Origin of the sequence: Sanguibacter gelidistatuariae (genome assembly GCF_900096585.1) — a bacterium.
GTDB lineage: Bacteria > Actinomycetota > Actinomycetes > Actinomycetales > Cellulomonadaceae > Sanguibacter > Sanguibacter gelidistatuariae.
This window is the reverse complement of sequence record NZ_FMYH01000001.1, coordinates 25,262-49,870: the sequence shown is the minus strand read 5'-3', so window position 1 is coordinate 49,870 and position 24,609 is coordinate 25,262. Positions and strand designations below refer to the sequence as shown.

Sequence of the window (24,609 nt, the reverse complement as noted above, 5' to 3'; positions counted from 1 at the left end):
TCAATCACATCGACGGAGTCTTGACGGGCTCTTGACGGCTTCGGCCCGCCGACCGTTACTGGCCGAACCACTCCCGGGCGGCCGCACTCAGCGCGGCTACCCCGCGCGACAGCGTCGGCTCGATGACAGGCGCGAAGAACGGGGAGTGGTTGCCCGGAACGTCCCGGTCGACCGTTCCCGCCTGGGCCGCGGCTGCGAAGATCTCCGGGTCGGTCCCGCCGAGGAACCAGAAGACGAGGGGGACGCCGGCGGCTGTCGCGATGAGCCCGACGTCCTCGCTGCCGGCGACCACCGCAGGGCTCCAGACGCCCTGGGGTCCGAACTCGGCGACGAACCGCGCGCGGAGCCGCTCGGCCGATGCGGCGTCGTTGATCGTGGCCGGAGCGTGATCGCCGAGGACGACCGTGGGCGGGGTGGTCATGCCCGCGGCGCTCGCCTCGGCGTCGAGGATCCGCCGCACCGCGGCCAGGACGTGCTCGCGGCTCGCGGCGCTGATGGTGCGGATGTTGATCTCGATCGTCGCGTCGTCGGGAATGATGTTGCCCTGTGTGCCGGCGTGGATGCTGCCCACCGTGACCACGGCCAGCTGGCCCGGCTCGACCTCCCGGGAGACGACCGACTGCAGCCTCACCACGGCCGAGCACGCCGCCAGGACCGGGTCGATGGTCGCGTGCGGGCGTGAAGCGTGGCCGCCCTGGCCGTGGAAGGTGACGGTCATGCTGTCGGCTCCGGCCATCGCCGCGCCGGTGTGCAGCGCGATCGACCCGGCGGGGAAGGGGGCCACGTGCTGGCCGAGCACGACGTCGGGCCGGGGGAAGCGGTCCAGGAGCCCGTCGGCGAGCATCGCGGCGGCCCCGGCGATGAGCTCCTCCGCCGGCTGGAAGACGGCGACGAGCGTCCCGGACCACTGCGTGCGCCGCGCGACCAGGTCACCGGTCGCGCCGATCAGGCAGGTGACGTGCACGTCGTGACCGCAGGCGTGCATGAGCGGGACCTCGGCGCCGTCGACGTCGACGGCAGAGTCCGTGCTGGCGTAGGCCACCCCGGACTTCTCCAGGACCGGCAGCCCGTCCATGTCCGCGCGCAGGTACACGACGGGACCGGGGCCGTTGGCCAGGACGGCGACGACACCGGTGCCTCCCACGCCGGTCGTCACCTCCAGACCCAGGCCTCGCATGGCCTCGGCCGCGATGGCGGCCGTGCGCACCTCGGCGAAGCCCAGCTCGGGGTGTGCGTGCAGGTCACGGTAGAGGGGTGCGAGGTCGATGCTCATGGCCAGAACCCTATCGCCGGAAGGCAGGAGGCGCGGCTGGACCGAACGCCCAGCGGCACCGAATCCGGGAATACAGCAATTACGTCCAAGGTTGAGCCAGATAGACTCAAGTTTGAGCCGCCGAGCTTGCGCATCGCGAACTCGAGGCGCAAACTTGAGTGGAACAGACTCAACCAGCACGCCGAGCGGCCACCCGCCGTCGGGCGTAGGTCGCCGCGGGGAAGCCCGCCGGCGCAGGCAAGGGAAGGCAACACACATGGCACGTGCAGTCGGAATTGACCTCGGAACCACCAACTCGGTCGTCTCGGTCCTCGAAGGTGGCGAGCCCACCGTCATCGCGAACGCCGAGGGCGCCCGCACCACTCCGTCCGTCGTCGCGTTCTCCAAGACCGGCGAGGTCCTCGTCGGTGAGATCGCCAAGCGTCAGGCCGTCACCAACGTCGACCGCACCATCTCCTCGGTGAAGCGTCACATGGGGACCGACTGGTCGGTCGCGATCGACGACAAGAAGTACAACGCGCAGGAGATCTCCGCGCGCATTCTCGGCAAGCTCAAGCGCGACGCCGAGGAGTACCTGGGCGAGCCCGTCACGGACGCCGTCATCACCGTCCCCGCGTACTTCAACGACGCGGAGCGTCAGGCGACCAAGGACGCCGGCCAGATCGCCGGGCTCAACGTCCTGCGCATCGTCAACGAGCCCACCGCCGCGGCCCTGGCCTACGGCCTGGAGAAGGGCAAGGAGGACGAGCTCATCCTCGTCTTCGACCTCGGTGGCGGAACCTTCGACGTCTCCCTCCTCGAGGTGGGCAAGGACGAGGACGACTTCTCGACCATCCAGGTCCGCGCGACCTCCGGTGACAACCGCCTCGGCGGCGACGACTGGGACAACCGCATCGTCGAGTACCTGATCAAGCAGGTCAAGAACTCGTCCGGGGTCGACCTGTCCAAGGACAAGATCGCCCTGCAGCGTCTGCGGGAGGCTTCCGAGCAGGCAAAGAAGGAGCTGTCCTCGGCCACGAGCACGAACATCTCCATGCAGTACCTGTCCATGAGCGAGAACGGCCCCATCCACCTGGACGAGAAGCTCACGCGTGCTCAGTTCCAGCAGATGACCCAGGACCTCCTCGACCGGACGAAGGCACCGTTCCACGCCGTCATCCGTGACGCGGGCGTCTCGATCGCGGACATCGACCACATCGTCCTCGTCGGCGGCTCGACCCGGATGCCCTCGGTGACCGAGGTCGTCAAGGAGCTCACCGGTGGCAAGGAGCCCAACAAGGGCGTCAACCCGGACGAGGTCGTCGCCGTCGGCGCCGCCCTGCAGGCCGGCGTCATCAAGGGTGAGCGCAAGGACATCCTGCTCATCGACGTGACCCCGCTGTCCCTCGGCATCGAGACCAAGGGTGGCGTGATGACCAAGCTCATCGAGCGCAACACGGCCATCCCGACCAAGCGCAGCGAGATCTTCTCCACGGCTGACGACAACCAGCCCTCAGTCCTCATCCAGGTGTTCCAGGGTGAGCGTGAGTTCGCCCGGGACAACAAGCCGTTGGGCACCTTCGAGCTGACCGGCATCGCGCCGGCCCCGCGTGGGGTCCCCCAGGTCGAGGTCACCTTCGACATCGACGCGAACGGGATCGTGCACGTCTCCGCCAAGGACCGTGGCACGAACAAGGAGCAGTCGATGACGATCACCGGTGGCTCCGCGCTGCCGAAGGAAGACATCGAGCGCATGGTCCGCGAGGCCGAAGAGCACGCAGCCGAGGACAAGGCCCGCCGCGAGGAGGCCGAGGTCCGCAACCAGGCCGAGTCCTTCGCGTACTCGACCGAGAAGCTGCTCAAGGAGAACGAGGACAAGATCTCCGAGGAGATCCGTACCGAGGTCCAGACCGCGATCGACGAGGTGAAGACCGCTCTCGAGGGAACGGACATCGCCGAGGTCAAGGCCAAGCAGGAGACCCTCAACACGGTCGCGCAGAAGATCGGCGAGGCGCTCTACGCCGCGCAGGCCGACGCGCCCGAGGGCGCTGCCGCGTCGGACGAGGCAGCGGCCTCTGACGAGGACGTCGTGGACGCCGAGATCGTCGATGACGAAGAGGAGGCCAAGTGACCACGAATGACAGCCCCACCGGCGCAGAAGGCGTCGACCCCCTGGACGGGCTCGACTTCGAGCCCTCCCAGGAGGCATTCGACGTCGACGCCACCCCGGCGGCCCAGGTCGAGCTGACCGAGCTCGAGAAGGCTCAGGCCGCGTCGGCTGAGCATCTTGGTGACCTGCAGCGCCTCAACGCGGAGTACGCCAACTTCTCCAAGCGCGCCAAGCGCGAGCAGGAGCTGGCACGCAACCGCGGCATCGAGGACCTGCTCGTCGGGCTGCTCCCCGTGCTCGACGACGTCTCCCGTGCCCGCCAGGCAGGCGACCTCACCGGGCCGTTCGAGGCCATCGCCGACAAGTTCACGGCGACGCTCACGCGGTTCGGCGTCGAGTCCTACGGGGAGGCCGGGGAAGAGTTCAACCCCGCCGTCCACGAGGCACTCATGCACCAGACGTCCCCGGACGCCACGACGACGACGGTCACGGCCGTCATTGAGACCGGCTACCGGATCGGCGACCGCATCGTGCGCGCCGCGCGCGTGGCCGTCGTCGGCCCGGAGGCCTGACCCCTGCAGCACCCTGCGAGCCCGGACCCGACCCGGGTCCGGGCTCGCACCACTAGATTGATGACAGCTCACCCCTGGGCCCATCTCGCGATGGGTGCAGTACACGAAAGGAGGCGCCTTGACCGGTCAGGACTGGATCGAGAAAGATTTCTATGCCGCGCTGGGCGTCTCGAAGGACGCGGACGACGCCGAGATCAAGAAGGCGTACCGCAAGCTCGCCCGCAAGTACCACCCGGACCAGAACTCCGGTGACCCCAAGGCAGAGGCCAAGTTCAAGGAGATCGGCGAGGCCTACTCGGTGCTCTCCGACTCCGAGCAGCGCCAGCAGTACGATGCCATCCGCGCGATGGCCGGCGGCGGCGCCCGGTTCTCGGCCGGGTCGGGCGGGCGCGGTTCCGCAGGCTTCGAGGACATGTTCGGTGGGATGTTCGGAGGCGGTGGGGGGCGTACCCAGCACTCCACCCGCGGCGGCGGTATGCCCGACGGCTTCGACGACATCCTCAGCTCGATGTTCGGCGGCGGCGCCGGGGGAGGCGGCCAGACGGGCTTCCGTCCCAACGCGCGCGCTCAGGCCGGCCAAGATATTGCCGCGACGACGACGTTGCCCTTCCGCGACGCGGTCGAGGGCTGCACCGTCACGTTGAGCGTCGAGGGACGCTCCGTGACCGCGCGCATCCCGGCCGGTGTGCGCGACGGCCAGAAGATCCGCCTGCGCGGCAAGGGGCGCCCTGGGATCGGCGGGGGACCGGCCGGTGACCTCTCTATCACCGTCGCGGTGACACCGCACCCGGTGTTCACGATCGACGGGGTCAACCTCCGGATGACCGTCCCAGTGACCTTCGCGGAGGCCGCCCTCGGCACCCAGATCGAGGTGCCGACCCTGAGCGGGCCGACCGTCAAGGTCAAGGTCCCTGAGGGCACGCCGTCCGGCCGCGTGCTGCGGGTCAAGGGGCACGGGGTCAAGACGGCGAAGCAGACCGGGGACCTGCTCATCACGGTCCAGGTCGCCGTCCCGCAGAAGCTGTCCAAGGCGGCCCGTGAGGCGGTCGAGGCCTTCGCGGCGGCGACCGGCGGCGACGACATCCGAGCCGATCTGCTTACGCGAGCGAAGGAATAGGGACCATGCGCGTCGAGGTGGTGTTCGACGGTGGACCGCGCGAGGACGAGCCCGTCTTCGCGATCTCCCGCGCCGCCGAGCTCGCGGGCATGCATCCCCAGACCATGCGCCAGTACGACCGGCTGGGGATCGTCTCCCCGCAGCGCACGAGCGGCCGTGGGCGTAGGTACTCCTTGCGTGACATCAGCCAGCTCATCGAGGTGCAGCGGCTCAGCCACGACGAGGGCATCAACCTCGCGGGGATCAAGCGCATCCTCGACCTCGAGTCGCAGGTACGCAGCCTGCAGCACCGCGTCGACCTGCTCGCCGCTGCCGCCGACCCCGGCTCGCGGGTGTTCACGGCCGGGGCCTCGGGCGACGTCGTCGCGGTGCGCAGGGGGCAGCGGTTCCGGCGTCGCGGCTGGGGGCGCGGCGACCAGGGCCCGAGCGAGGACCAGAACGAGAGCGGCGCCCTCGTGCTCTGGCGGCCCCAGCGCTGAATCGGCTGCTATCTGCCTAGCCGCCGCAGCCGTTGGCTGCGGTGCCTGCTGGCTATCTGCCTAGCCGCCGCAGCCGTTGGCTGCGGTGCCTGCTGGCTATCTGCCTAGCCGCCGCAGCTCCTGCTCGACGACGACGATCGCGTCGGGCAGCAGTTCGCGTTCCGCCGGGTCCAGCGTGGGGTGAGCGGAGCGGATCGCGGCTGCCTGCGCGACGAGGCCCCCGTAGCCCGGTCCGGTCGCCTCGGTGAAGTGGCGGAGCATGCTGTGCGCGGCGTGGGCGTACTCGTTCCCGTCGACGACCACCTCGGCGAAGACCAGTGCCGTCGTCGCGAGGTCCAGCTCAGCGGGCCCCAGACGCGCCGACTCCCAGTCGATGACACGAGGGCCGTTCGACGTGAGAAGGATGTTCCCCGGGTGCAGGTCGAGATGGATCATGCTTGCTCCAGCAGGCGGCGCGGCCCCTGGCGGGAGCGGGAGCGCGTGCAGCGCGGAGTGCAGATCGAGCAGGATGCGGACACCCTCGGGGATCGTCACCTCTTCGGCATCAAGGGCCTGAAGCAGGGTCGGTCCGTGGAGACGCTCCATGACGAGGTCTGTCCCCTCGACCGTGATGACCCGGGCGGTGGGATAGTCGTGGGCGTTGAGATGCAGCACGAGGTCGACGTTGGGATAGCTCGTTGCACCGGTGTGCAGGCGCCGCAGCACCTGGGTGTCGTTGATCAGGTAGACGTCCGCATTGCGTCCGCGAGTGAGTAGGTGCGCCGAGTCGGGCACGAAGGCCCGCACTGGGGATGTGGCGTGGTCGCGCGCGGCGGTGCGGTCGTCGTCCGTCGAGCTCTGAACCTGGGCGTCCATAGCCTCACGGTAGCCCTCGAGGGACTCCTGCGCACCCATGTCAGCGACCACCCTGATCTCCCGGCGGGCACGGAACCTCCCTGACCGGGGAGAACGTGAATACGCAACAATGTACTGCCCTTAGGTCTGGCATAAATACGGGAGTTAGTTAGTCCTTGCTTGCTAGGCAAGAATTCATTGTCAGGTTTACGGTGGATGTCACGGCACGCCGGAGGACTGGGTGCACCGAATAACGTTGGAGGAACCATGAGTGCACTTCTCGATCTACCTCGCGTCAGTGAGTGCTCCGTCGCGACCTGCGGCTACAACCACGACGGATGCCACGCCGGCGCGGTGACGGTGGCTGGCCACACCGGGTCCGCCGAGTGCGTGACCTTCATCCCGTTGTCTCACAAGGGCGGGCTGGACAAGGTGATCGCTCAGGTCGGCGCCTGCCAGCGCAGTGAATGCGTCCACAACGCCGCCCTGGAGTGCGCAGCGTCGTCCGTCCGTATCGGAGCCGGGGCCTCTGTCGACGAGCTGGCTGACTGCCTGACCTATAGGGCCCGCTGACGCCTCGTCCGCAACAAACAAGTGCCCCCGGCCCGCATAGTGTGGGTCGGGGGCACTTGTTTGTCGGTGGCGTGTTATCGACGGCGCTGCGCGAGAAGAAGGGCCGTCGCTTCCTCGTGGGTTTCGGGAAGAGGTTCGCACCACACGCGTGGGGGGCGCCGGAGGAATTCGGAGATTCCCAGATCGTGGGCGGACTGTTCGATGTTCTTTGCTAGTGCGCGTTCGGAGGGGGCCGTCCCCCTCGAGGGCTCGATCAGGGACACATAGGAGCCTCCGCCGAGGACTGCGATCGGGTGCCCCGCCCCGAAGGCGTTGATCAGGGTGTGGCCCATCCCGGCCGAGCGGCCCACGCGGTCGCACAGGGAGAGGTTCTCCAGCCCGACGTCGACGAAGAGCAGCAGATGGTTCTCGTGGGAGGCATGATCTCCGTGGTTGAGCGTGCCGTACACCTCTAGCAGCCGGATCGTGAAGTACTCGAGGGTGTGCAGGCCTGAGCCCGCGTCGACGCAACTCATCGAGGGCGGTGAAATCATCTCCCGGTCGACCCAGCCGATGGTCAGCGCGCGGACCGCAGCCACCGGGGTGGGGCGGTTGAGCGTGCTGAAGAGGCAGGTGAGGTCGTCGATCGCCTCCCCGATGCCGCACCCCGCGTCGGCGCGGGCGAATCCAAGGCCTTCGCACGCGGACTCGGCGGACGAGCCGAGTGAGAGCGCTTCCAACAATGCGTCGACCGAGGGGTGGTACCAGTCGTCGGCGTGCAGCCAGGTGGAAGCGAGGCTCGCGGACCGCCACTGCTTGCGCAGGGCTTCTTGGGGTGGCAGGGCACCCGTCACGAGGATGTTCACGTCAAGAGAGACACCGTCGGGCGGCATTTATGACGCTGATCTGCACACCAGTTTTTCTCAATCTCCAGAATTGGACATATCCTCGGGGCTAGCTGGGCCATCTCGGCCGGTCGCGGAGGCTTCCGGCAGCCATAGACGTGTTGGCTTATGTCAGGCAAGATGCCTGTGGGCATCCATGAGCGTCGAATGGGGGGTGAAGTGACCCAAGAACAGATTTCTGTGTGGGACGCAGCATCCTCTGACACGGAGCTGATCTCGGCTGTTCGCAAGGGAGCGACGGCCGCCTTCGGCGCACTGTACGAGCGGCACGCGGGCGCGGCGCGCACGGTTGCGCGCCAGTACATGCCGTCCTCCGCCGGAGCGGACGACGTGGTCGCCGACGCGTTCACCAAGGTGCTGACCATCCTGTCTGGCGGGGGCGGACCGGACACGGCCTTCCGCGCCTATCTCTTCACGGTCGTGCGCCGCCTCGCCTACGTGGCCGTCAACCAGAGCCGCCGGATGCAACCGACCGACGACGCAGGATTCGAGTCCGTCTTCGGCCCGTCCGCCTCGAGCGAGGAACCCGCCCTCGAGGGATTCGAGCGGTCGACCGTGGCCCGGGCCTACCGGGCGCTCCCCGAGCGCTGGCAGGCGGCGCTGTGGTATTCCGAGGTTGAGGGTCTCACCCCGGCCGAGTTCGCCTCGAGCCTGGGGCTCACTGCCAACAGCGCCGCGGCACTGACGTATCGCGCCCGAGAGGGCCTGCGTCAGCAGTATCTGCAGCAGCACCTGACGTCTGCGCCCACCGAGGATTGCGCGAGGACCAACTCGCTGCTGGCCGGTTACGTGCGCGAGGCGTTGTCCAAGCGCGACATGGCTCTCGTCAATGCCCACCTCGAGTCCTGCGGGGAGTGCCGGGGGTTGCTCGTCGAGCTCGCGGACGTCTCGCACGGTATGCGCGGCGTCATCGCTCCGCTTGTGCTCGGTCTCGCTGGCATGGCCGTCATCCGTGGGGGGCTCCCGCTGTGGGGGACCGCCGTGGCGACCGCCTCGACCGCGGGCGCCGGAACCTCTGCTGGAGCTGGTGGGACGACCGCCGGGGGGACCGCGTCTGGGGTGACCGCCGGGGGAGGCTCCGGTCTGTCCGTCGGCGCATCAGGAGCTGCGGGGGGCAGCGCAGTCGCCGGGGTCTTGTCCGTCGCAGGTGTGAGCGCAGTCGCCGGGGCCGGTGTCGTCGCGGGGATCAGTGCCGCTGGCACGGCCTCCGCTGCGGGAACCGGGGCCACGGCCGGACCGGGGGCCTCCGGGGCTGCCACGCCCGCCACTGCCACGCCTGCCACTGCCACGACCGGTGGGGCCACGACCGGTCCTGCCGCGACTGGCGCTGGCGTGGGCGTGCACGGAACTGGGGCCAGCGCCTCCGTGGCTGGTACGGCGGCGTCAGGAGCAGCGGCGTCTGGCACTGCGGCGTCGGGGATCGGCGCTGCGCTGGCGGGCCTCCCGGCTCTGCTCGTCGGAGCCGCCGCGGTCGTCGTCGTGGGTGCCGCGGTAGCGATCTCGGCCGCGCTCGGGGTCTTCTCCGGGTCGGATGAGGCGGTCGAGCCTCCGAACGACGCCGCAACCTCGGGCGGCGCTGCGCACGGCGCCGACGCTGTCCCCGACCAGCAGCCTCCAACCCAGGTCCCGTCGGCCGACCCCGCCGACCCGGCGAACACCCTCGTCCCGGACCCCGCCCGCTCGGCCGACGCCGGCGGCGCGCCGTCGACGGCTGGAGGTACGTCGGTGACCGCCGCAGCACCAGGGGCGACCCCGTCTGCCTCGCCGACGGCGGGCTCCACCGCGCTCCCTAGCCCAGCTGCATCACCGACCCCAACACTTGAGCCCACGACCGACACGACTGACCCGACCGACCCCTCAGACGCGACCGACCCACCTGCGTCTCCGGCCGACCTCCAGGTCAGCTTCGACGCCGGAACGACGCTCGTGGCGCGTCAGGACAACACGGTCGAGATCTCGGTGAGCAACCAGGGCGGGACAGCCGCCACGAACGTGGCCGTGGCGCTGACAGTCCCGGAAACCCTGCGCTTCATCCCCCAGGACGCCGTGAGCAGCGGGGTCTTCGGTCCGCGTCTGCTGCTGACGACGGCGGACGGGTGGAGCTGCGCCGACACCGGCTCTGGCGCCGGGACGCACGTCGTGCGGTGCGTGGTCGACGAGATCGCACCGGACGCCGACGTGACGCTCAAGCTCACCTTCTACGCCGAGGACGCCGACACCGCGGACCTGGCGGCACAGGTCTTCATCGGCCGGGATCCGGTCGGCGAGCCGTGGCCGTTCACCTCCCCGGTACAGGCCGCCCCGGCGCGACTGTCCGCGACCGTGGTCCCTGTGTCGGCCCTGGTGGCCGGCCAGCCCGGGCACGTCGCGGTGACCGTGACGAACGGCGGCCAGGTCACGGCCTCCGACGCCCGGGTAGAGCTGGCTCTCCCTGCTGGCAGCGGCCTGACCTGGCGCACCACCGCAGTGCCGGTCGACCCGAACGCGCCAGCCGACCCGAACGCGCCCGCCCAGGCGCGCGCGCCGATCGACACGAGCACGCCGGACGGCGGGTCCGTGGTCGTCCCCGCGCCGGGCAGCACGCCCGGCTGGTCCTGCGTCCTCGAGCTCGACGTCCTGACCTGCGCCGGGCCGGCGGTCTACGGGGACTGGTGGGCCTCGGTCATCCTGCCCGTCCAGGTCGATGCCGACTCCACTTTCACCGGGACGGTCGCGCCCTCGACGAGCTTCCGGCGGGCACCGGTCCCGACACCTGCGGCCGTCCCGTCCACGCTGTCCGTCGCCCCCGCAGGCTTGTCCGCGGCGAGCGTCCTGCGGGGCCCGCTGCAGGTCGCGCACGTCGCCAGCCCGATCGGCAGCCCGCTCAACCTCGCGCTGCCCGACGGCGCCACGGTGCGCGAGGCCACGCTCGTGTGGTCCGGGCGGGATGCGGAGGGCCTCGACGCCACTGGCCTGTCCACCGTGGAGCTGCGCACCGACGCCGGCGACTTCGCCTCCGAGGCGATCACCGGTCGCGGGACGGTCCTGGCACCCACGGGTGTCGGGCCGTCCGGGTACTGGGCCGCAGCGGACGTCACCGCCCTGGTTGCAGGCCACGCCCAGCCCGGTCGATGGTTCGTCGCACCTGTCCCCGGAGCCGCGCTGCCGGCGGACCTCACATGGTCCCTGACCGTCATCTACGACCGGATCGGCCTGCCCGAGGCGACCGTGACGATGCTCCTCGGCCTACCTGCGGCCCCAACTGCCTCCGGCGCGAACGACGACGCAGCTTCCGCCTCGGTGCCGGGCTCGCCCCTGCTCTCGCTCCCCGCCGCAGGCCCGGTCCGCGTCGCGGCCGTCGGCACGGCTCGGGACGCCGCGGGCCTCACGGTCAACGGCGCCCTCCTGGAGCCGCTCCCCGCCGCCCTGCCCGACGTCGCGACCTTCCGGTCCGCGGGCCTGTTGTCCGTCCCCGCGGGCGCCCGGGAGCCGCTCGCACTGACCATCGACCCTGGAGCCACCAGCTTCGGGGTCCTGGCCGTGCACTCCACGCCCGCCTCGGCAGACCCCGGCACGGACCTCTCGGGAGTGCTCGACCAGCCCCAGGCGCCGCTCGCGGAGCCCGCCGTCTCCGTCGACGCCATCAACACGGTCCCGATCGGGAAGGGCGTGACCGTCCCGGTGACGGTCCGCAACACCGCCACTCTCGACCTCACGGACGTCGTGGTGACCTTCGACCTCCCAGACGGGATCCTGGGCAGCCTCGCCACCTCAGCCGCGCCCACCACCTGCGACGACGACACCCTCACCTGCACGATCGGCCCCCTCGCCGCGGAAAAGGCCAGGATCGTGCCGCTCACGCTGACGAGCGTCGACGGACTGGTGAGCTCGGGCGACGTCGGCTACACGGTGACCGGGACGGATCCTGTCACCGGCGCCCCGGCGCAGGCGAACGGCGCGTTCACCGTCACGTCGCAGACCGAGCTGGGCGTCCGTGGGACCTGGCCCGGCCCGGTCGCGGTGACCGAGGTCGGCGCACCGTTGATGCGGTGCGCGCCTGGGTCCGTCTCGGCCTGCTCGCTCGCAGCTGATACTGCGGGCGGTTTGGCGCAGAACAACCACTACATCATGAAGCCGCTCAACGATGCCGGGGGCGTCACCTCCTCGTCGTCAGCCACCGTGGACATCCCGGCGGGGGCGACCGTGAAGCACGCCGGGCTCTACTGGTCGGCGAACCGCAAGCCCGGGGAGTCGTTCACGCAGGATCTCACCTCGGCGCAGCTGCGCGGCCCGGCAGCCAAGTCCTACGAGGCCGTGACGGGCGAGGTGCTCGGCCAGGTCGCCGACAGTGCCGGGCGGGTCTATTACCAGTCCTATGCGGACGTCACCGCGCTGGTCGCCCTCCAGGGCGAGGGCGAGTGGTCGGTGGCCGACGTCGCGCTGCCCGCGCTCGACTACACCCAGAAGTCCGCCGGAATGGACTCCTACTACGCCGGTTGGTCCCTCGTCGTGGTCTACGAGGACGCGGCGCTGCCCAACGGGACGGTGACCGTGCTCGACGGGGCGATGGCGGTGACCACCAACTCCAAGGCGAGCTTCAGCTTCCTCGGCGAGGGGGCTGGGAACGTGACTTTCGGCGTCGTCGCGTGGGAGGGGGACCGCGGGGTGACCGGGGACCGGCTGCTGCTCAACGCGGCGCCGCTGCGTCCGGTGCTGCACGGGTCGACGCCGGCGAAGGAGCTGCTCGGTCAGGCCAATGACGCGTTCAACTCGACAGCTTGGGGCTCGGCCGCCCGCTACGGCAACTCCCTCGGCGTCGACGCGAAGAAGTTCGAGACCTCGAAGGTGCTGGCCGGGCAGAACACCGTCTCTGCGGAGACCTCGAGCGACCAGTACGTGATCGGCGTCCTCACCGTCACCACCCGGTGACCGGCGGTGCGACGGCCTTCGACGGCCTCACTGACGACGACTGCGGCGGCTCGGGTCACCCGGCCTGCGCGGCCTCGATGACCTCGACGTACTCGCTCCGGGCGAAGCGGTAGCCAGCACCACGGACGGTGATGATCTGGTTCTGCAGGCCGAGCTTCTCGCGCAGCCGGCGCACGTGGACGTCGATGGTCCGGGACGCGGAGTCCACGCTCTCCGAGCGCCACACGGACAGCAGCAGCTCCGAGCGCGAGACGACGCGCCCCGCCGACGTGACGAGGTGGGACAGCAGCTCGAACTCCTTGTACGTGAGCCGCTGCTCTGCACCGTCGGCCACGACCCGACGGGCCGGGAGGTCGATCCGGACCCGGGGGGACAGGTCGATCTCGAACAACGGCACCGCCTGGTCCGCGGGGCCGGGTGCGCCGTCGGCCGGACTCGCTGCGGAGTCGAACACACCCGCCTCGGACCACAGCGGTGTGTGGGCGATCACCTCGAGCGCGGTGAGCCGCTGGCGCAGCGCTCCGAGGTCCTCTGTGCGCGGGGTCTGGGGGCCGGACTCGCCCAGGGACAGGGCGGTGAACGTCTCGGCCGTGGGCAGGAGCTCGCGGGCGAGCTCGCCCAGCGTTTCGGCGAGCTCGATGATCTCGGCGGCGTGACGCCGGCGGTCTGCAGGGTTCACCCCGACCCAGAGCAGGAATCCGGGCTGGGAACGGGTCGGCGCTGAAACATCAATGGGGGCCGTCATGGCACTCTCCGGGTATGCGTGGGTCCCGGGTACGGGACAGGTCGGTCTGGTCTGAGTGGTCAGAACCGACAACACGCACGGCCGCACGCGGACATGACGAGGCGCACCGAGGCGGCGGCGTCAGTCAAGCGTGGGCTGTTCATAGTGGAAGAGTGGCAGGTGATCTCCCGATCACCTAGAGATGACACCGAAAGTCTCATATGGTGGCCATCGGTCGCCTAGGCGACCGATGGCATCCGGGCTGGTCGAGCTAGTCGACGACGCCGTACAACCGGTCGCCGGCGTCGCCCAGCCCGGGCACGATGTAGCCGTTCTCGTCGAGGCGCTCGTCGACGGCCGCGACCACGACCTTGACGTCGACGCGGTCGCCGATCGCCTTGTCGAGGATATCCAGGCCTTCGGGGGCCGCGAGCAGGCACACGGCGGTCACGTCACGGGCGCCGCGGTCGAAGAGGAAGTTGATCGCGGCGATGAGCGTGCCGCCGGTCGCGAGCATCGGGTCGAGCAGGAAGCACTGCCGACCGGTCAGGTCATCGGGAAGGCGGTTCGCGTACGTGACCGCCTCGAAGGTCTGCTCGTCGCGCTGCATGCCCAGGAAGCCGACCTCGGCCGTGGGGAGCAGGCGGGTCATGCCGTCGAGCATGCCCAGCCCGGCGCGCAGGATCGGCACGACGAGCGGACGCGGGTCCGCGATCCGGGTGCCGACCGTGGTCGTCACGGGCGTCGTGATCATATGTGGCTCGGTGCGCACCTCACGGGTCGCCTCGTAGGCGAGGAGCGTGACGAGTTCGTCGACCAGCAGCCGGAACGTCGGAGACGCCGTCTCCTGGTTTCGCAGGACGGTGAGCTTGTGGGCGACCAGCGGGTGGTCGATGACGTGCAGGCGCATGCCCCCAACTTACCGTCTCCGGGCCGGGCAGCTTGCAGGACCGGCGCGGGACCTGCGCCGGTCCGCCGGCCGGGGCGGGCGATAGGCTCGAGCCGTGCCAGAGCCGACAGAGCAGCAGCCCACCTCACCCGTCCTGGCCCGCGCCGACCTCGAGGCGCTCATGGGGTTGGCCCTCGCCGAGGCCGCCCTCGCGCTCGAGACCGGGGACGTCCCGGTGGGTGCGATCGTCGTCGGGCCGGACGGCGCGGTCATCGGCCGTGGGCACAACGCCCGCGAGGCAACCGGGGACCCCACGGCCCACGCCGAGGTGCTCGCGCTGCGCCAGGCCGCCGAGGCCGTGGGGGAGTGGCGCCTGGCGGGTTGCACGCTCGTGGTTACCCTCGAACCGTGCGCGATGTGCGCCGGTGCGATCTTGCTCGCCCGGGTGCCGCGCCTGGTCCTGGGGGCCTGGGACGCCAAGGCCGGGGCGACCGGGTCGGTGTGGGACATCGTGCGCGACCGCCGGATGAACCACCGCGTCGAAGTCCTCGGCGGTGTCCGCGAGGCCGAGTGCGCCGCCCAGCTTGTCGACTTCTTCACCGAGCACCGGGCCTGATCGTGCGGGCGCTGGAGGGGGCCGACTGCCCCGGTGACCGGCCGTGAGCGCGTCGCTGACCGCGCCGGTCCTGCTCGCCCTCGGCGGTTCCTTCCTCTTCGCGCTCGGCTCGGCGACCCTGCAGCGCGCCGCGCAGACCGTGCCCGACGCCGAGGCGCGCGGCCTGCGACTGATCCTGCGGTTGGTGCGGATGCCGCTGTGGTGGCTCGGCCTGGTCGCCGACGTCGCCGGCTACGCCCTGCAGGCTCTCGCCCTCGCGGTCGGCTCCCTGCTCGTGGTGCAGCCGCTCGTGGTCACCTCGCTGCTCTTTGCGCTGCCGCTGGCCGCCCGGTGGTCCGGGCGCCGGCTGCGGGTGAGCGACGGCGTCTGGGCGCTCGTGCTGGTCACGTCGCTCGCGGCCTTTATGGTCGTCGGCGCGCCCACGTCCGGTGGGCTGTCCCCGGGCCTTGCCCAGTGGCGGGCGCCGGGGCTCCTCGTCGCCGTGCTGCTTGCGGCGTGCTTTCTGGGCGCAGGGCGGCGGTCGAGCGCCCGCAAGGCGCTCCTGCTGGGCACAGCCGCGGGAGTGCTCTACGGCGTGCTCGCTGCGCTGACTAAGACGCTCGTCGACGTCTTCGACCACTCCGGGGTGCTGGCCGCCCTCGGGGTGATCGTGGGCAGCTGGCAGCTGTGGGTGCTCGTTGCGGTGTCGATCGCGGGCACGGTGATCCAGCAGTCGGCCTTCCAGGCGGGGCCGTTGTCCGCCTCGATGCCGGCGGTCACGGTCGCGGAGCCGGTCGTCGCCGTCGGGCTGGGTCTGGCGGTGTACGGGGACACCCTGAACATGCACGGTCTGCGCGGCCTGGTGATCATCGTGGTGGGGGCCGCCATGGCGGTGGCCACGATCATGCTGGCCGCCGCGTCGGCCGAGGCAGCGCCGGCGGAGATCATCGTCGGACCTTAGGCGCGGGAGTCCTGGGCGGTCCGGGAGTGTTGGGCGCGCGGGAGCCGAGCGCGTCCGCGAGGGCGCGCAGCGTCGTCGTCGTCCCCGCGTCCAGGACGAGGGCGGCGAGGTGGTCGCCGCGGGTCGCCCCACGGTTGACGATCGCGACCGGCTTGCCGGTTTTCGCGGCGTGCTTGACGAAGCGCAGGCCTGAGTGGACGGTCAGGGAGGAACCGGCCACCAGGAGGGCCGCGGAGTCGTCGAGCATCGCGAAGGCGCCCGCGACGCGGTCCTTGGGGACCATCTCGCCGAAGTACACGATGTCGGGCTTGAGGAGCCCACCGCAGCGCTCGCAGTCCACGGTGCGAAAGTGCGCGGTGGCCTCGATCACGGCATCGGCGTCGGGGGCGATCTCGATGTCCTCGACCCGGCCCACCGACTCCACGAAGCCAGGGTTGGCGGCCTCGAGGCGGACGGCCAAGGATTCACGTGAAACCACCGCCCCGCAGCCCAGACACACGACCCGGTCGTAGCTGCCGTGCAGGTCGATGAGGCGAGAGCTGCCGGCGGCCGCGTGCAGGGTGTCGACGTTCTGCGTGATGACACCGGCGACGTGACCCGCGGCCTCGAGCTCGGCGAGGGCCCGGTGGCCGTCGTTGGGGAGGGCGCGGCGCACGTGCCGCCAGCCGACGTGATTGCGGGCCCAGTAGTGGCGCCGGAAGTCCGGGTCGCCGATGAACTGCTGATAGGTCATCGGTCGCCGGACAGGGGAACCGGGGCCGCGGTAGTCCGGGATCCCGGAATCGGTCGAGAGCCCCGCGCCGGTGAGCACGGTGAAGGGACCGGCAGAGAGCAGGTCGAGGAGAGGTGTATCCACCCCTCCAGGCTACGACGTCGGCGAGGGTTGGCTGCTCGGGCACAGGCGGGCGTTCGGTCCTAGATTGGGCGCATGTCCGTGCCCGAAGGTCGATCCGCGCGCTCGGCGGAACCGCCCGGGGCCGCCGGGTCGAACGCGACCGACACGAGGTTCTTCGGTCACCCGCTCGGGCTGATGACGCTCTTCGGTACCGAGCTCTGGGAGCGGTTCAGCTACTACGGGATGCGCGCCATCCTGCTGTTCTACCTGACGGACGCGCTCGCCGACGGCGGTCTTGGGCTCAGCCCCGAGACCGGGCTCGCCATCACCGCCATCTATGGTTCCTCGGTCTACCTGCTGTCCGTGGTCGGTGGCTGGTGCGCCGACCGGCTGATCGGGGCCCGGCGGTCCGTGCTCTACGGCGGTGTGGTCATCGCCGCCGGGCACGTGCTCCTGTCGGTTCCGGGCGGGGCGGGCTACTCCTTCTCCGGCATCATCGCGGTCGCGATCGGGACCGGGCTGCTCAAGCCCAACGTGTCGAGCATGGTCGGTGAGCTCTACGACCGCGAGGACGACCGCCGGGACTCCGGCTTCTCGATCTTCTACATGGGGATCAACATCGGGTCCCTCGCTGCGCCGTTCCTGGTCGGGGCTGCCCGGAGCCTCGGTGGCTTCCACGCCGGCTTTGTCGTCGCGGCCGTGGGCATGGCCTTCGCGCTCGTGTTCTTCGTCCTGGGTCGGGCTCAGCTGCGCGGCGCGGGGGACAAGGTGTTGAACCCGCTGACCCGCGCCGAACGCCCACAGCTGGTGCGCGGCGCGCTCGCGATCGGCGCGCTCGTCGCCGTCTTGGCGCTCGCCTCGCTCGCGGTGGCCAGCGCGAAGGCCGGCGAGCTGGCCTTCGGCGCCGACGGCATCGTCAACCTCATCAGCTACCTCGCGTTCGCGGCACCCATCGCGTATTTCACGGTCATGCTCCGCTCGCCCAAGGTCACTGCGCCCGAGCGCTCCCGGGTGCTCGCCTACATCCCGCTCTTCGTGGCGGCGATGCTGTTCTGGATGATCTTCGAGCAGGCGGCGTCGTCGCTGTCCGCCTTCGCCGCGAGCAAGACGCAGCTCGACTTTGCCGGGGTGAGCATCAAGCCCGAGTTCTTCCAGTCGGTCAACCCGGCCCTGATCGTCCTGCTCGCGCCGGTCTTCGCGTGGCTGTGGATCCGCCTGGGGGACCGCGGGCCGAGCACAGCCGTGAAGTTCGGGATCGGGCTGGGCCTGGCGTCGACGTCCTTTCTGTTCCTGTCCGTGATGACCATGCTCGCCGGTGACTCGAAGGTCAGCTCCTGGGTCCTGGTGGGGACGTACTTCGTGCAGACGCTCGGGGAGCTGTGCCTGTCCCCGGTCGGGCTCGCGGCGACGACGCTGCTCGCGCCGAAGGCGTTCCGCTCCCAGGCGATGGCGCTGTGGTTCCTCGCCCAGGCCGCCGGGCAGGCCATCACGGCGCAGCTCGTCTCGGCGACCTCGGACCTCGCGAACAACTTCGGTGCCTATTTCGGCGGGATCGGGCTCGTGACGCTTGGGCTCACGGGGGTCTTCTTCACCCTGACGCCGTGGATCACCCGGCACATCGCCGCGGGGGAGCAGGGGATGGCGGGCGCGGCGCCTGAGCCCTGATTTAGTCGATCAGGGAATCAGACGGTACTGTTCTGGGCGAGGTAGCGTGTCCGAGCGGCCTAAGGAGCACGCCTCGAAAGCGTGTGTGGGTGAAAGTCCACCGTGAGTTCGAATCTCACCGCTACCGCCAGATGTCCCGACGCGAGTCGGGGCTCGTAAGTGCCAGAACCCCCCGCGAGGGGCCCGCAAGGGTCCGGCGCGGGGGGTTCTGTCGTCTCCTCTCCTCTCCGAACTCGGGAAGCGTTCACCGAACTCGTGAATCAGGCCCGCTTCCTACCTGAGATCCCCGCTGGCCCACGAGCTCGGCGACGCGCTATGAGTTGGGCGGGAGACCGGGCCCGTGTGGCTTCGGCGGGTGCCGGGGCGTAGTTTCGAAGGAGCGCTCGCCGTCTGGCGTCAGCCGATCCGCACAGCCTGTCCGCACGCCCCACGGAGGTGGGAGATGACCGCGTTCACCGTCGGGTACTTCGTCGGGAGCTTGTCCCGGGAGTCGATCAACCGCACGCTCTCCAAGGCGTTGATAGCCCTCGCTCCGCCTGAGCTGAGCTTCGCCGAGATTCCGATCGGCGACCTCCCCCTCTACAACCGCGACTTCGATGCGGACTACCCGCCGTCGGCTCGGGCGCTCAAGGAGGCGATCACGGCGGCCGATGCGATCCTGTTCATCACGCCGGAATACAACCGGTCGATCCCTGGAGCGCTGAAGAACGCGCTCGACTGGGCGAGCCGGCCGTGGGGGACCAACTCGCTCACCCACAAGCCCGCGGGTGTCATCGGCGCGTCGTCTGGCGCGCTGGGCACGGTGCTGGCCCAGCAGAGCCTGCGAGGGGTGCTCGCCTTCTGCAACGCCCCGCAGATGACCGCGCCGGAGGCGTACATCCACTTCACGCCCGAGGTGTTCCTGGCGGACGGGACCGTGACCAACGAGGGCACGCGAGAGTTCTTGCGGACGTACCTGCAGGAGTTTGCCGACTTCGTCGAACGGGTGCACACGATCCTGCCGCAGCGCCGCGGGTGATGATGAACGCCGTCGCCCTCGCCCGCGCCGGTGTGTGAGACTCGAGGCATGCACGACCTCTCCTCAGACATTGACCGACTTGCCCTGGTTCCCCTGTACATCGCGGTCGAACCGCGCGACCCGCGTGGTGAGGGCCCGCGGTCGACCGAGGCCCTCGAGCACATCCCGGCCGCGACCCTGGGCGAGGTCGCCGAGGTGCTCATCCAGCTGGGTGTGCCCGCCGACCTGCTCGACGGCGCGGTTCTCGGCGCGCCGGGTTGGATCGTCGCGCGCACGGTGGGCTGGAGCGACGGCCGGATCGTGCGCTGGGCGCCCGACGAGAACCCGGTCAACGGGCCCTACCCGACGCTCTCGAGCGACGACGTCGCCACCTACCTCGCCCGGGCCATCGATGTGAGCTGCCGGGTGGCCAGCGACCTGGAGATCCCGGGGGAGACCTCGGGGGACGACGCCGTCGGGCTGGTCATCGAGCAGCGCTCCGGGGCCGTGGTCGGCGGCATGCGCTCGACCGACCTGCCGCGGCTGGCGCACCTGGCCTCCTCCGACCTGTGGTTCGCCCAGATCGACGGGGCCTCGATCGTGGCCGGCGTCGACCCGACCACCGACCTCGAACCCGTGGTGACCTGCGCCTCTCCCACGGCGAATGTGGGCCTGGAGCGCAACGGTCCGTGGCGCCGGATGGGCCTGGTCCGCTCGGGTGCGATCGTCACGGCCCACCAGTGGGGCCCGCAGTGGTTCCGGGTGGACCCCTCCGGTGGAGCGGACCCCGCCTCGGACGTGCTCGCCCTCGTCGACGACTACTTCGATGTGCCGAGCGCCGACGCTGAGGACATCGCCCAGGAGTTCAACCTGGGGCCCGCCCAGACAGACCTCCTGGCCGACCTGCTCGACGACGTCGACGTCGACGACCCCTTCACCGCGCTCCTGCGCCTGCTCGACCTGCCGGTCGAGGCGGCCGAGGTTGCCGAGGGCTGGTTGCCTCCGGCTGACCTGCCGGGCGTCCGCCGGGTCGAGGCCCAGCCCTTCGTCCGCGCCATGTGGTCCTCGCTCACGACCGTGCCGACCGAACCGGGCCGGATCAACGACCTGCAGCGTCTGTGGATCCGTCGGCCGCGGCTGTACTGGGTGCTCTCGGCTGTCGAGACCGTCGCCTGCGCGGGGGGCGCGGTGGCACTCCTGCGGGCACCGATGGTCGGGCCGACGTCGCGGCGCACCGGCGTGCGCCGGGCGGCCGGGTGGGCCCTCGCCGTCGCGGCGGTCCTCAGCGCTGCGGACATGGCAGTGCCGCGACGGTGGCGCGGGTCCGGGGCGACCGGGTCGCACTAGCAGTCACGACCCAGGCTGGCAGTGCGTGGACCGCGCACGGGCATTCTCCTGTCTACCCTGGTGACATGGACCTGAGAATCTTCACCGAACCCCAGCAGGGCGCCACCTACGACGACATCCTCGCGGTGGCCAAAGCCACCGAGGACCTCGGCTTCGACGCGTTCTTCCGCTCTGACCACTTCATGGCGATGGGCGGCGAAGGCCTCCCAGGCCCCACCGACGCCTGGCTCACCCTGGCCGGGCTGGCCCGGGAGACTTCTCGGATCAAGCTCGGCACGCTCGTCACGTCGGCCACCTTCCGCCACCCCGGGCTGCTGGCCATCCAGGTCGCCCAGGTGGACCAGATGAGCGGCGGGCGGGTCGAGCTTGGCCTCGGCGCCGGCTGGTACGCGCAGGAGCACAGCGCCTACGGTGTGCCCTTCCCAGCCAAGCGCTTCGGTCTGCTCGAAGAGCAGCTCGAGATCATCACGGGCCTGTGGGGCACCCCGGTAGGGGAGCGCTACTCCTTTGCGGGCACGCACTACACCCTCGAGGACTCCCCCGCGCTGCCCAAGCCGGTGCAGTCACCGGTCCCGGTCATCGTGGGCGGCAACGGACCCAGGCGGACGCCCGCGCTCGCAGCCCGTTTCGCGACCGAGTTCAACGCGGCCTTCCCGGAGATCGCCGACATCGCACCGATGTTTGCCCGGGTCCGTGCGGCCTGCGACGACGCCGGGCGCAATGCCGACGAGCTCATCTACTCCACGGCCCTCGTGCTCTGCGTGGGCCGGGACGAGGCCGAGTTCGTCAAGCGGGCGGCCGCGATCGGCCGGGAGCCGGCGGAGCTGCGCGAGCACGGGGTGGCGGGGACGGTGAGCGAGGCCGTTGCCCGCCTCGGCGAGCTCGCCGAGGCAGGCGCGGAACGCGTGTACCTGCAGGTCCTCGACATGGCCGACCTCGACCACCTCGACCTCGTGGCGCGCGAGGTGGCGACGGGCCTGTAGGTCAGCCGCTCTGGGTGTTGACGATCGAGGCGATGAGCGGGAGCACGCTCCAGCCTGCGATCCCAGCGACCAGCGACCCGATGGCCAGGCCGTTGGTCGGCGGCGGGGGACCGTATCCGGGATAGCCCTGGTACCCCGGGTACCCCGGTTGGGGATACCCGGGCTGGGGATATCCGGACGGTGGATAGCCAGGCTGCGAGTAGCCGGGTTGGGCATAGCTGGGTTGGGAATAGCCCGGCTGGGGATAGCCATAGCCCGGGGTGGGCTCAGGCGGCGTCTGCATCGGCGATACCGGTGGGACGGGGCCCTGAGCAGCGTACGGATCGTTGACCGCCCCCTCCAGGTATGGACGCCAGCTCCGGTCGTCCGGAGGGGCACCTTCGTGAGGGGCGATGGGGTCGGGCACGACGAACTCCTAGGACGGTGAGGATCCGCATCTGTGAACATCGTAGTGACGATGCGTGAAGCCCACGTGGAGAGCCGCAGTATCCTGCTCCCTGGGCCGCAGCAGCGGGCCAACAGTAGGGGCGACAGATCAGGAGCAGCACGGTGAACCTTGGGTGGACAGTTCATGGCGACGGCAAGACGATGGGCCCGACTGACGTCGTCGGACCCGGAGAGCGGCTCATCTGGCCGCTGACGATCGGGATCGGGCTGCAGCACATCGTCGCGATGTTCGGCGCGACCTTCCTCGTTCCGCTGCTCACCGGATTCTCCCCGGCCACGACTCTCTTCTTCTCCGCGATCGGGACCATGCTGTTCCTGGTCATCACCGGGAACCGGCTCCCCAGCTACCTCGGGTCGAGCTTCGCCTTCATCGCCCCGATCGGCGCCGCGACAGCGTCCGGGGGACAGTCCGCGGCCGTCGGCGGCATCTTGGTCGCGGGCCTCACTCTGACCGTGGTGGGCGTCGTCGTGCACTTCGCGGGGGCGCGCTGGATCAACGCGATCATGCCACCCGTGGTCACCGGGACGATCGTCGCGCTGATCGGGTTCAACCTCGCACCGCAGGCCTGGAAGAACTTCCAGGTGGCGCCGGTCACCGCGATCGTCACGCTCTCCGCGATCGTCCTGATCACGGTGCTGTTCCGCGGGATCATCGGGCGCTTGGCCATCCTGCTCGGTGTGCTCGTCGGCTACTTCACCGCGATGCTCCGCAGCGAGGTCGACTTCACCAACTTCAAGGCGGCCTCCTGGATCGGTTTCCCGGACTTCGTCACGCCGACCTTCCACGTCTCGGTCCTTGGTCTGTTCGTTCCGGTGGTCCTCGTGCTGATCGCCGAGAACGTCGGGCACGTGAAGTCCGTGGCCGCGATGACCGGTGAGAACCTCGACGACCTCGCCGGCCGCGCGCTGCTCGCCGACGGCATCGCAACCACGCTCGCGGGCATCGGTGGAGGCTCGGGCACCACGACGTACGCCGAGAACATCGGCGTCATGGCGGCGACCCGCGTCTACTCCACCGCGGCCTACTGGGTGGCCGCCTGCGGCGCCCTCGTGCTGAGCATGTCACCCAAGTTCGGCGCCCTGATCGCCTCGGTGCCGCTCGGTGTGCTCGGCGGTGCGGCAACGCTCCTGTACGGGATGATCGGCATGCTCGGCGCCCGTATCTGGGTGCAGAACAAGGTCAACTTCTCCGACCCGGTCAACCTGACCACTGCTGCGATCGCGCTCGTCGTCGGCATCGCGGACTTCACCTGGGTGGTCGGCGACCTGACCTTCGCGGGCATCGCGCTCGGCACGGCCACGGCCCTCGTCGTCTATCACCTCATGCGGACGATCGCCCGCTGGCGCGGCACGAGCCAGGAGCCCGCCTCGCCTGCGTCGGCCCCAGCCGGCACCGAGCTCGAGACGGCCTGAGCCAGTCGATCCGCTCAGCCCGCCGGAGCCTCTTCCACCGGTGCGGAGGGGGCGGCCGGCGGAGCGGTCGTGGCGCGGGGCGTGGGGGTCAGGCTCTCGATCACGGTGCAGCCTTCGATCGAGGCCATGGCGACGGTCGGGTCGAGGTTGACCGCGTCGATGTCGGCGATGGCGGTGAAGCTCTTGCCCAGGTACAGGTCGAGGCTGGCGTCTTCGCGGTCGTCATAGATGAAGCGAGCCTCGGGCAGGTGCGCGGCGAGGGTGTACGCCGAGGCGAGGCCCGCAGAGCCGAAGGCGATCTGCACACCGGTGTAGGACGTGGAGTTCCCGGTCGACTCGATGACGAACCCGCGCGCGGCCAGGTCGTCGGCCGCGGAGGACGCGAGGCCGGCGCGGTCGGTGCCGTTGAGCACCCGGATCGTGATGGAGGAGTACGGCACCGGCAGGGTGTCGGCCGGCAGGCAGGGCTGCGGGGTCACCTTGTCGTCGGTGGACTCCTTGGCGGTGAAGTCGCGCGCGAAGGGCGGGTCGATCGCTCCCGTGTAGATGGCAGCCGCGGCGAGCCCGCTGACCGCCAGGAATGCGATGAGCACGCCGAAGACGACAGCCTGTCGTTCGTGCTTGTGACGACGGCGCGCCGCGCGAGCGCGCTTGGCTTCATCCGGGGTGGTCATCCGAGAAATTTACCCTTGTTCTGGCGAGTCGAGCACTAGCACGCGCGCGTGGAGGAGTGCGCGTTGGGCCAGGGCCGCGCGGACCGCCCGGTGCAGCCCGTCTTCGAGGTACATGACGCCCTCGTACTGGACCACGTGAGCGAAGAGGTCCCCGTAAAAAGTGGAGTCCTCCGCGAGCAGGTTGTCGAGGTTGAGTGTCACCTTGGTCGTGACGAGATCGATGAGGCGCACCTGGCGTGGTGCAACCGTCGACCAGTCCCGTGCCGTCACGAGCCCGTGCTCCGGGTAGGGACGACCGTCACCAACACGCTTGAAGATCATGGGACCACTGTAGTCGGATGCCCGATTTG

General features: G+C 70.1%; 22 protein-coding genes and 1 tRNA gene. 14 read left to right on the top strand and 9 right to left on the bottom strand.

Annotated elements, in window-relative coordinates:
• Nucleotides 1–55 precede the first annotated feature (55 nt).
• Nucleotides 56–1,273, bottom strand: a complete 1,218-nt coding sequence (locus tag BLQ50_RS00250; RefSeq protein WP_093180332.1) for an amidohydrolase — start codon at nt 1,271–1,273, stop codon at nt 56–58.
• 256 nt (nt 1,274–1,529) lie between these two features.
• Here BLQ50_RS00250 and dnaK point away from each other — a divergent pair, with 256 nt between their 5' ends.
• The 4 genes from dnaK to BLQ50_RS00230 all read left to right on the top strand — a co-directional run bounded on the left by dnaK (nt 1,530) and on the right by BLQ50_RS00230 (nt 5,530).
• Nucleotides 1,530–3,383, top strand: coding sequence for a molecular chaperone DnaK (gene dnaK / locus BLQ50_RS00245; protein WP_093180330.1), 1,854 nt, complete (start codon nt 1,530–1,532; stop codon nt 3,381–3,383).
• Complete coding sequence (locus tag BLQ50_RS00240) at nt 3,380–3,934, top strand: nucleotide exchange factor GrpE (RefSeq protein WP_093180328.1); 555 nt, start codon at nt 3,380–3,382, stop codon at nt 3,932–3,934. The genes dnaK and BLQ50_RS00240 overlap by 4 nt, the downstream gene beginning before the upstream one ends.
• A 118-nt stretch (nt 3,935–4,052) precedes the next feature.
• The gene (locus BLQ50_RS00235) at nt 4,053–5,051 is read left to right on the top strand and encodes a DnaJ C-terminal domain-containing protein (RefSeq protein ID WP_093180327.1); all 999 of its coding nucleotides are present in this window, start codon (nt 4,053–4,055) and stop codon (nt 5,049–5,051) included.
• Between the two features lie 5 nt (nt 5,052–5,056).
• Nucleotides 5,057–5,530, top strand: coding sequence for a heat shock protein transcriptional repressor HspR (locus BLQ50_RS00230; RefSeq protein ID WP_093180325.1), 474 nt, complete (start codon nt 5,057–5,059; stop codon nt 5,528–5,530).
• Between the two features lie 96 nt (nt 5,531–5,626).
• Here BLQ50_RS00230 and BLQ50_RS00225 read toward each other — a convergent pair whose 3' ends face one another.
• Nucleotides 5,627–6,436: a phosphotransferase gene (locus BLQ50_RS00225; protein WP_093180324.1), complete on the bottom strand. Its 810-nt coding sequence runs from the start codon at nt 6,434–6,436 to the stop codon at nt 5,627–5,629.
• A gap of 195 nt (nt 6,437–6,631) precedes the next feature.
• Here BLQ50_RS00225 and BLQ50_RS00220 point away from each other — a divergent pair, with 195 nt between their 5' ends.
• Nucleotides 6,632–6,937 carry a DUF1540 domain-containing protein gene (locus BLQ50_RS00220; RefSeq protein WP_093180322.1) on the top strand — a complete coding sequence of 102 codons (306 nt, stop codon included), beginning with the start codon at nt 6,632–6,634 and terminating at the stop codon, nt 6,935–6,937.
• A gap of 74 nt (nt 6,938–7,011) precedes the next feature.
• On the opposite strand, the gene BLQ50_RS00215 is transcribed toward BLQ50_RS00220, so the two are convergent.
• A complete protein-coding gene (locus BLQ50_RS00215; RefSeq protein WP_139185637.1) occupies nt 7,012–7,782 on the bottom strand; it encodes a hypothetical protein in 771 nt (256 codons plus the stop codon).
• A 219-nt stretch (nt 7,783–8,001) separates the two neighbouring features.
• Between BLQ50_RS00215 and BLQ50_RS00210 the strand changes: the two genes are divergently transcribed.
• On the top strand, nt 8,002–12,729 hold the full coding sequence (locus BLQ50_RS00210) for a sigma-70 family RNA polymerase sigma factor (protein WP_175558953.1): 4,728 nt from the start codon (nt 8,002–8,004) through the stop codon (nt 12,727–12,729).
• 55 nt (nt 12,730–12,784) lie between these two features.
• Here BLQ50_RS00210 and BLQ50_RS18755 read toward each other — a convergent pair whose 3' ends face one another.
• Nucleotides 12,785–13,474 carry a winged helix-turn-helix domain-containing protein gene (locus BLQ50_RS18755; protein WP_093180318.1) on the bottom strand — a complete coding sequence of 230 codons (690 nt, stop codon included), beginning with the start codon at nt 13,472–13,474 and terminating at the stop codon, nt 12,785–12,787.
• 250 nt (nt 13,475–13,724) lie between these two features.
• On the bottom strand, nt 13,725–14,363 hold the full coding sequence (gene upp, locus BLQ50_RS00200; protein WP_093180316.1) for a uracil phosphoribosyltransferase: 639 nt from the start codon (nt 14,361–14,363) through the stop codon (nt 13,725–13,727).
• A gap of 133 nt (nt 14,364–14,496) precedes the next feature.
• On the opposite strand from upp, the gene tadA reads away from it, so the two are divergent.
• Together tadA and BLQ50_RS00190 are read left to right on the top strand one after the other, a co-directional pair.
• Nucleotides 14,497–14,958: a tRNA adenosine(34) deaminase TadA gene (tadA, locus tag BLQ50_RS00195; protein ID WP_425424076.1), complete on the top strand. Its 462-nt coding sequence runs from the start codon at nt 14,497–14,499 to the stop codon at nt 14,956–14,958.
• Nucleotides 14,959–15,001: 43 nt separating this feature from the next.
• Nucleotides 15,002–15,898, top strand: a complete 897-nt coding sequence (locus BLQ50_RS00190) for a DMT family transporter (protein WP_217629057.1) — start codon at nt 15,002–15,004, stop codon at nt 15,896–15,898.
• Here the strand turns inward: BLQ50_RS00190 and BLQ50_RS00185 are convergent.
• Nucleotides 15,882–16,754: a Sir2 family NAD-dependent protein deacetylase gene (locus BLQ50_RS00185; protein ID WP_093180315.1), complete on the bottom strand. Its 873-nt coding sequence runs from the start codon at nt 16,752–16,754 to the stop codon at nt 15,882–15,884. The genes BLQ50_RS00190 and BLQ50_RS00185 overlap by 17 nt on opposite strands.
• Nucleotides 16,755–16,826: 72 nt before the next feature.
• Here BLQ50_RS00185 and BLQ50_RS00180 point away from each other — a divergent pair, with 72 nt between their 5' ends.
• The 5 genes from BLQ50_RS00180 to BLQ50_RS00160 all read left to right on the top strand — a co-directional run bounded on the left by BLQ50_RS00180 (nt 16,827) and on the right by BLQ50_RS00160 (nt 21,725).
• On the top strand, nt 16,827–18,398 hold the full coding sequence (locus BLQ50_RS00180) for a peptide MFS transporter (protein WP_093180313.1): 1,572 nt from the start codon (nt 16,827–16,829) through the stop codon (nt 18,396–18,398).
• A 40-nt stretch (nt 18,399–18,438) separates the two neighbouring features.
• Nucleotides 18,439–18,528, top strand: a tRNA-Ser gene (locus tag BLQ50_RS00175).
• A gap of 312 nt (nt 18,529–18,840) precedes the next feature.
• Nucleotides 18,841–19,416, top strand: coding sequence for an NADPH-dependent FMN reductase (locus BLQ50_RS00170; RefSeq protein WP_093180312.1), 576 nt, complete (start codon nt 18,841–18,843; stop codon nt 19,414–19,416).
• A gap of 48 nt (nt 19,417–19,464) precedes the next feature.
• Complete coding sequence (locus BLQ50_RS00165; protein WP_093180310.1) at nt 19,465–20,742, top strand: hypothetical protein; 1,278 nt, start codon at nt 19,465–19,467, stop codon at nt 20,740–20,742.
• 65 nt (nt 20,743–20,807) lie between these two features.
• Nucleotides 20,808–21,725 carry an LLM class F420-dependent oxidoreductase gene (locus BLQ50_RS00160; RefSeq protein ID WP_093180309.1) on the top strand — a complete coding sequence of 306 codons (918 nt, stop codon included), beginning with the start codon at nt 20,808–20,810 and terminating at the stop codon, nt 21,723–21,725.
• Nucleotide 21,726: 1 nt separating this feature from the next.
• On the opposite strand, the gene BLQ50_RS18150 is transcribed toward BLQ50_RS00160, so the two are convergent.
• On the bottom strand, nt 21,727–22,008 hold the full coding sequence (locus BLQ50_RS18150; protein ID WP_139185635.1) for a hypothetical protein: 282 nt from the start codon (nt 22,006–22,008) through the stop codon (nt 21,727–21,729).
• A 266-nt stretch (nt 22,009–22,274) separates the two neighbouring features.
• Between BLQ50_RS18150 and BLQ50_RS00150 the strand changes: the two genes are divergently transcribed.
• Nucleotides 22,275–23,585: a uracil-xanthine permease family protein gene (locus tag BLQ50_RS00150; protein WP_093180307.1), complete on the top strand. Its 1,311-nt coding sequence runs from the start codon at nt 22,275–22,277 to the stop codon at nt 23,583–23,585.
• Between the two features lie 14 nt (nt 23,586–23,599).
• Here the strand turns inward: BLQ50_RS00150 and BLQ50_RS00145 are convergent, their stop codons facing one another.
• Nucleotides 23,600–24,259, bottom strand: coding sequence for a LytR C-terminal domain-containing protein (locus tag BLQ50_RS00145; RefSeq protein WP_093180305.1), 660 nt, complete (start codon nt 24,257–24,259; stop codon nt 23,600–23,602).
• Between the two features lie 9 nt (nt 24,260–24,268).
• A complete protein-coding gene (locus tag BLQ50_RS00140) occupies nt 24,269–24,580 on the bottom strand; it encodes a type II toxin-antitoxin system VapB family antitoxin (RefSeq protein WP_093180303.1) in 312 nt (103 codons plus the stop codon).
• Nucleotides 24,581–24,609: the final 29 nt, after the last annotated feature.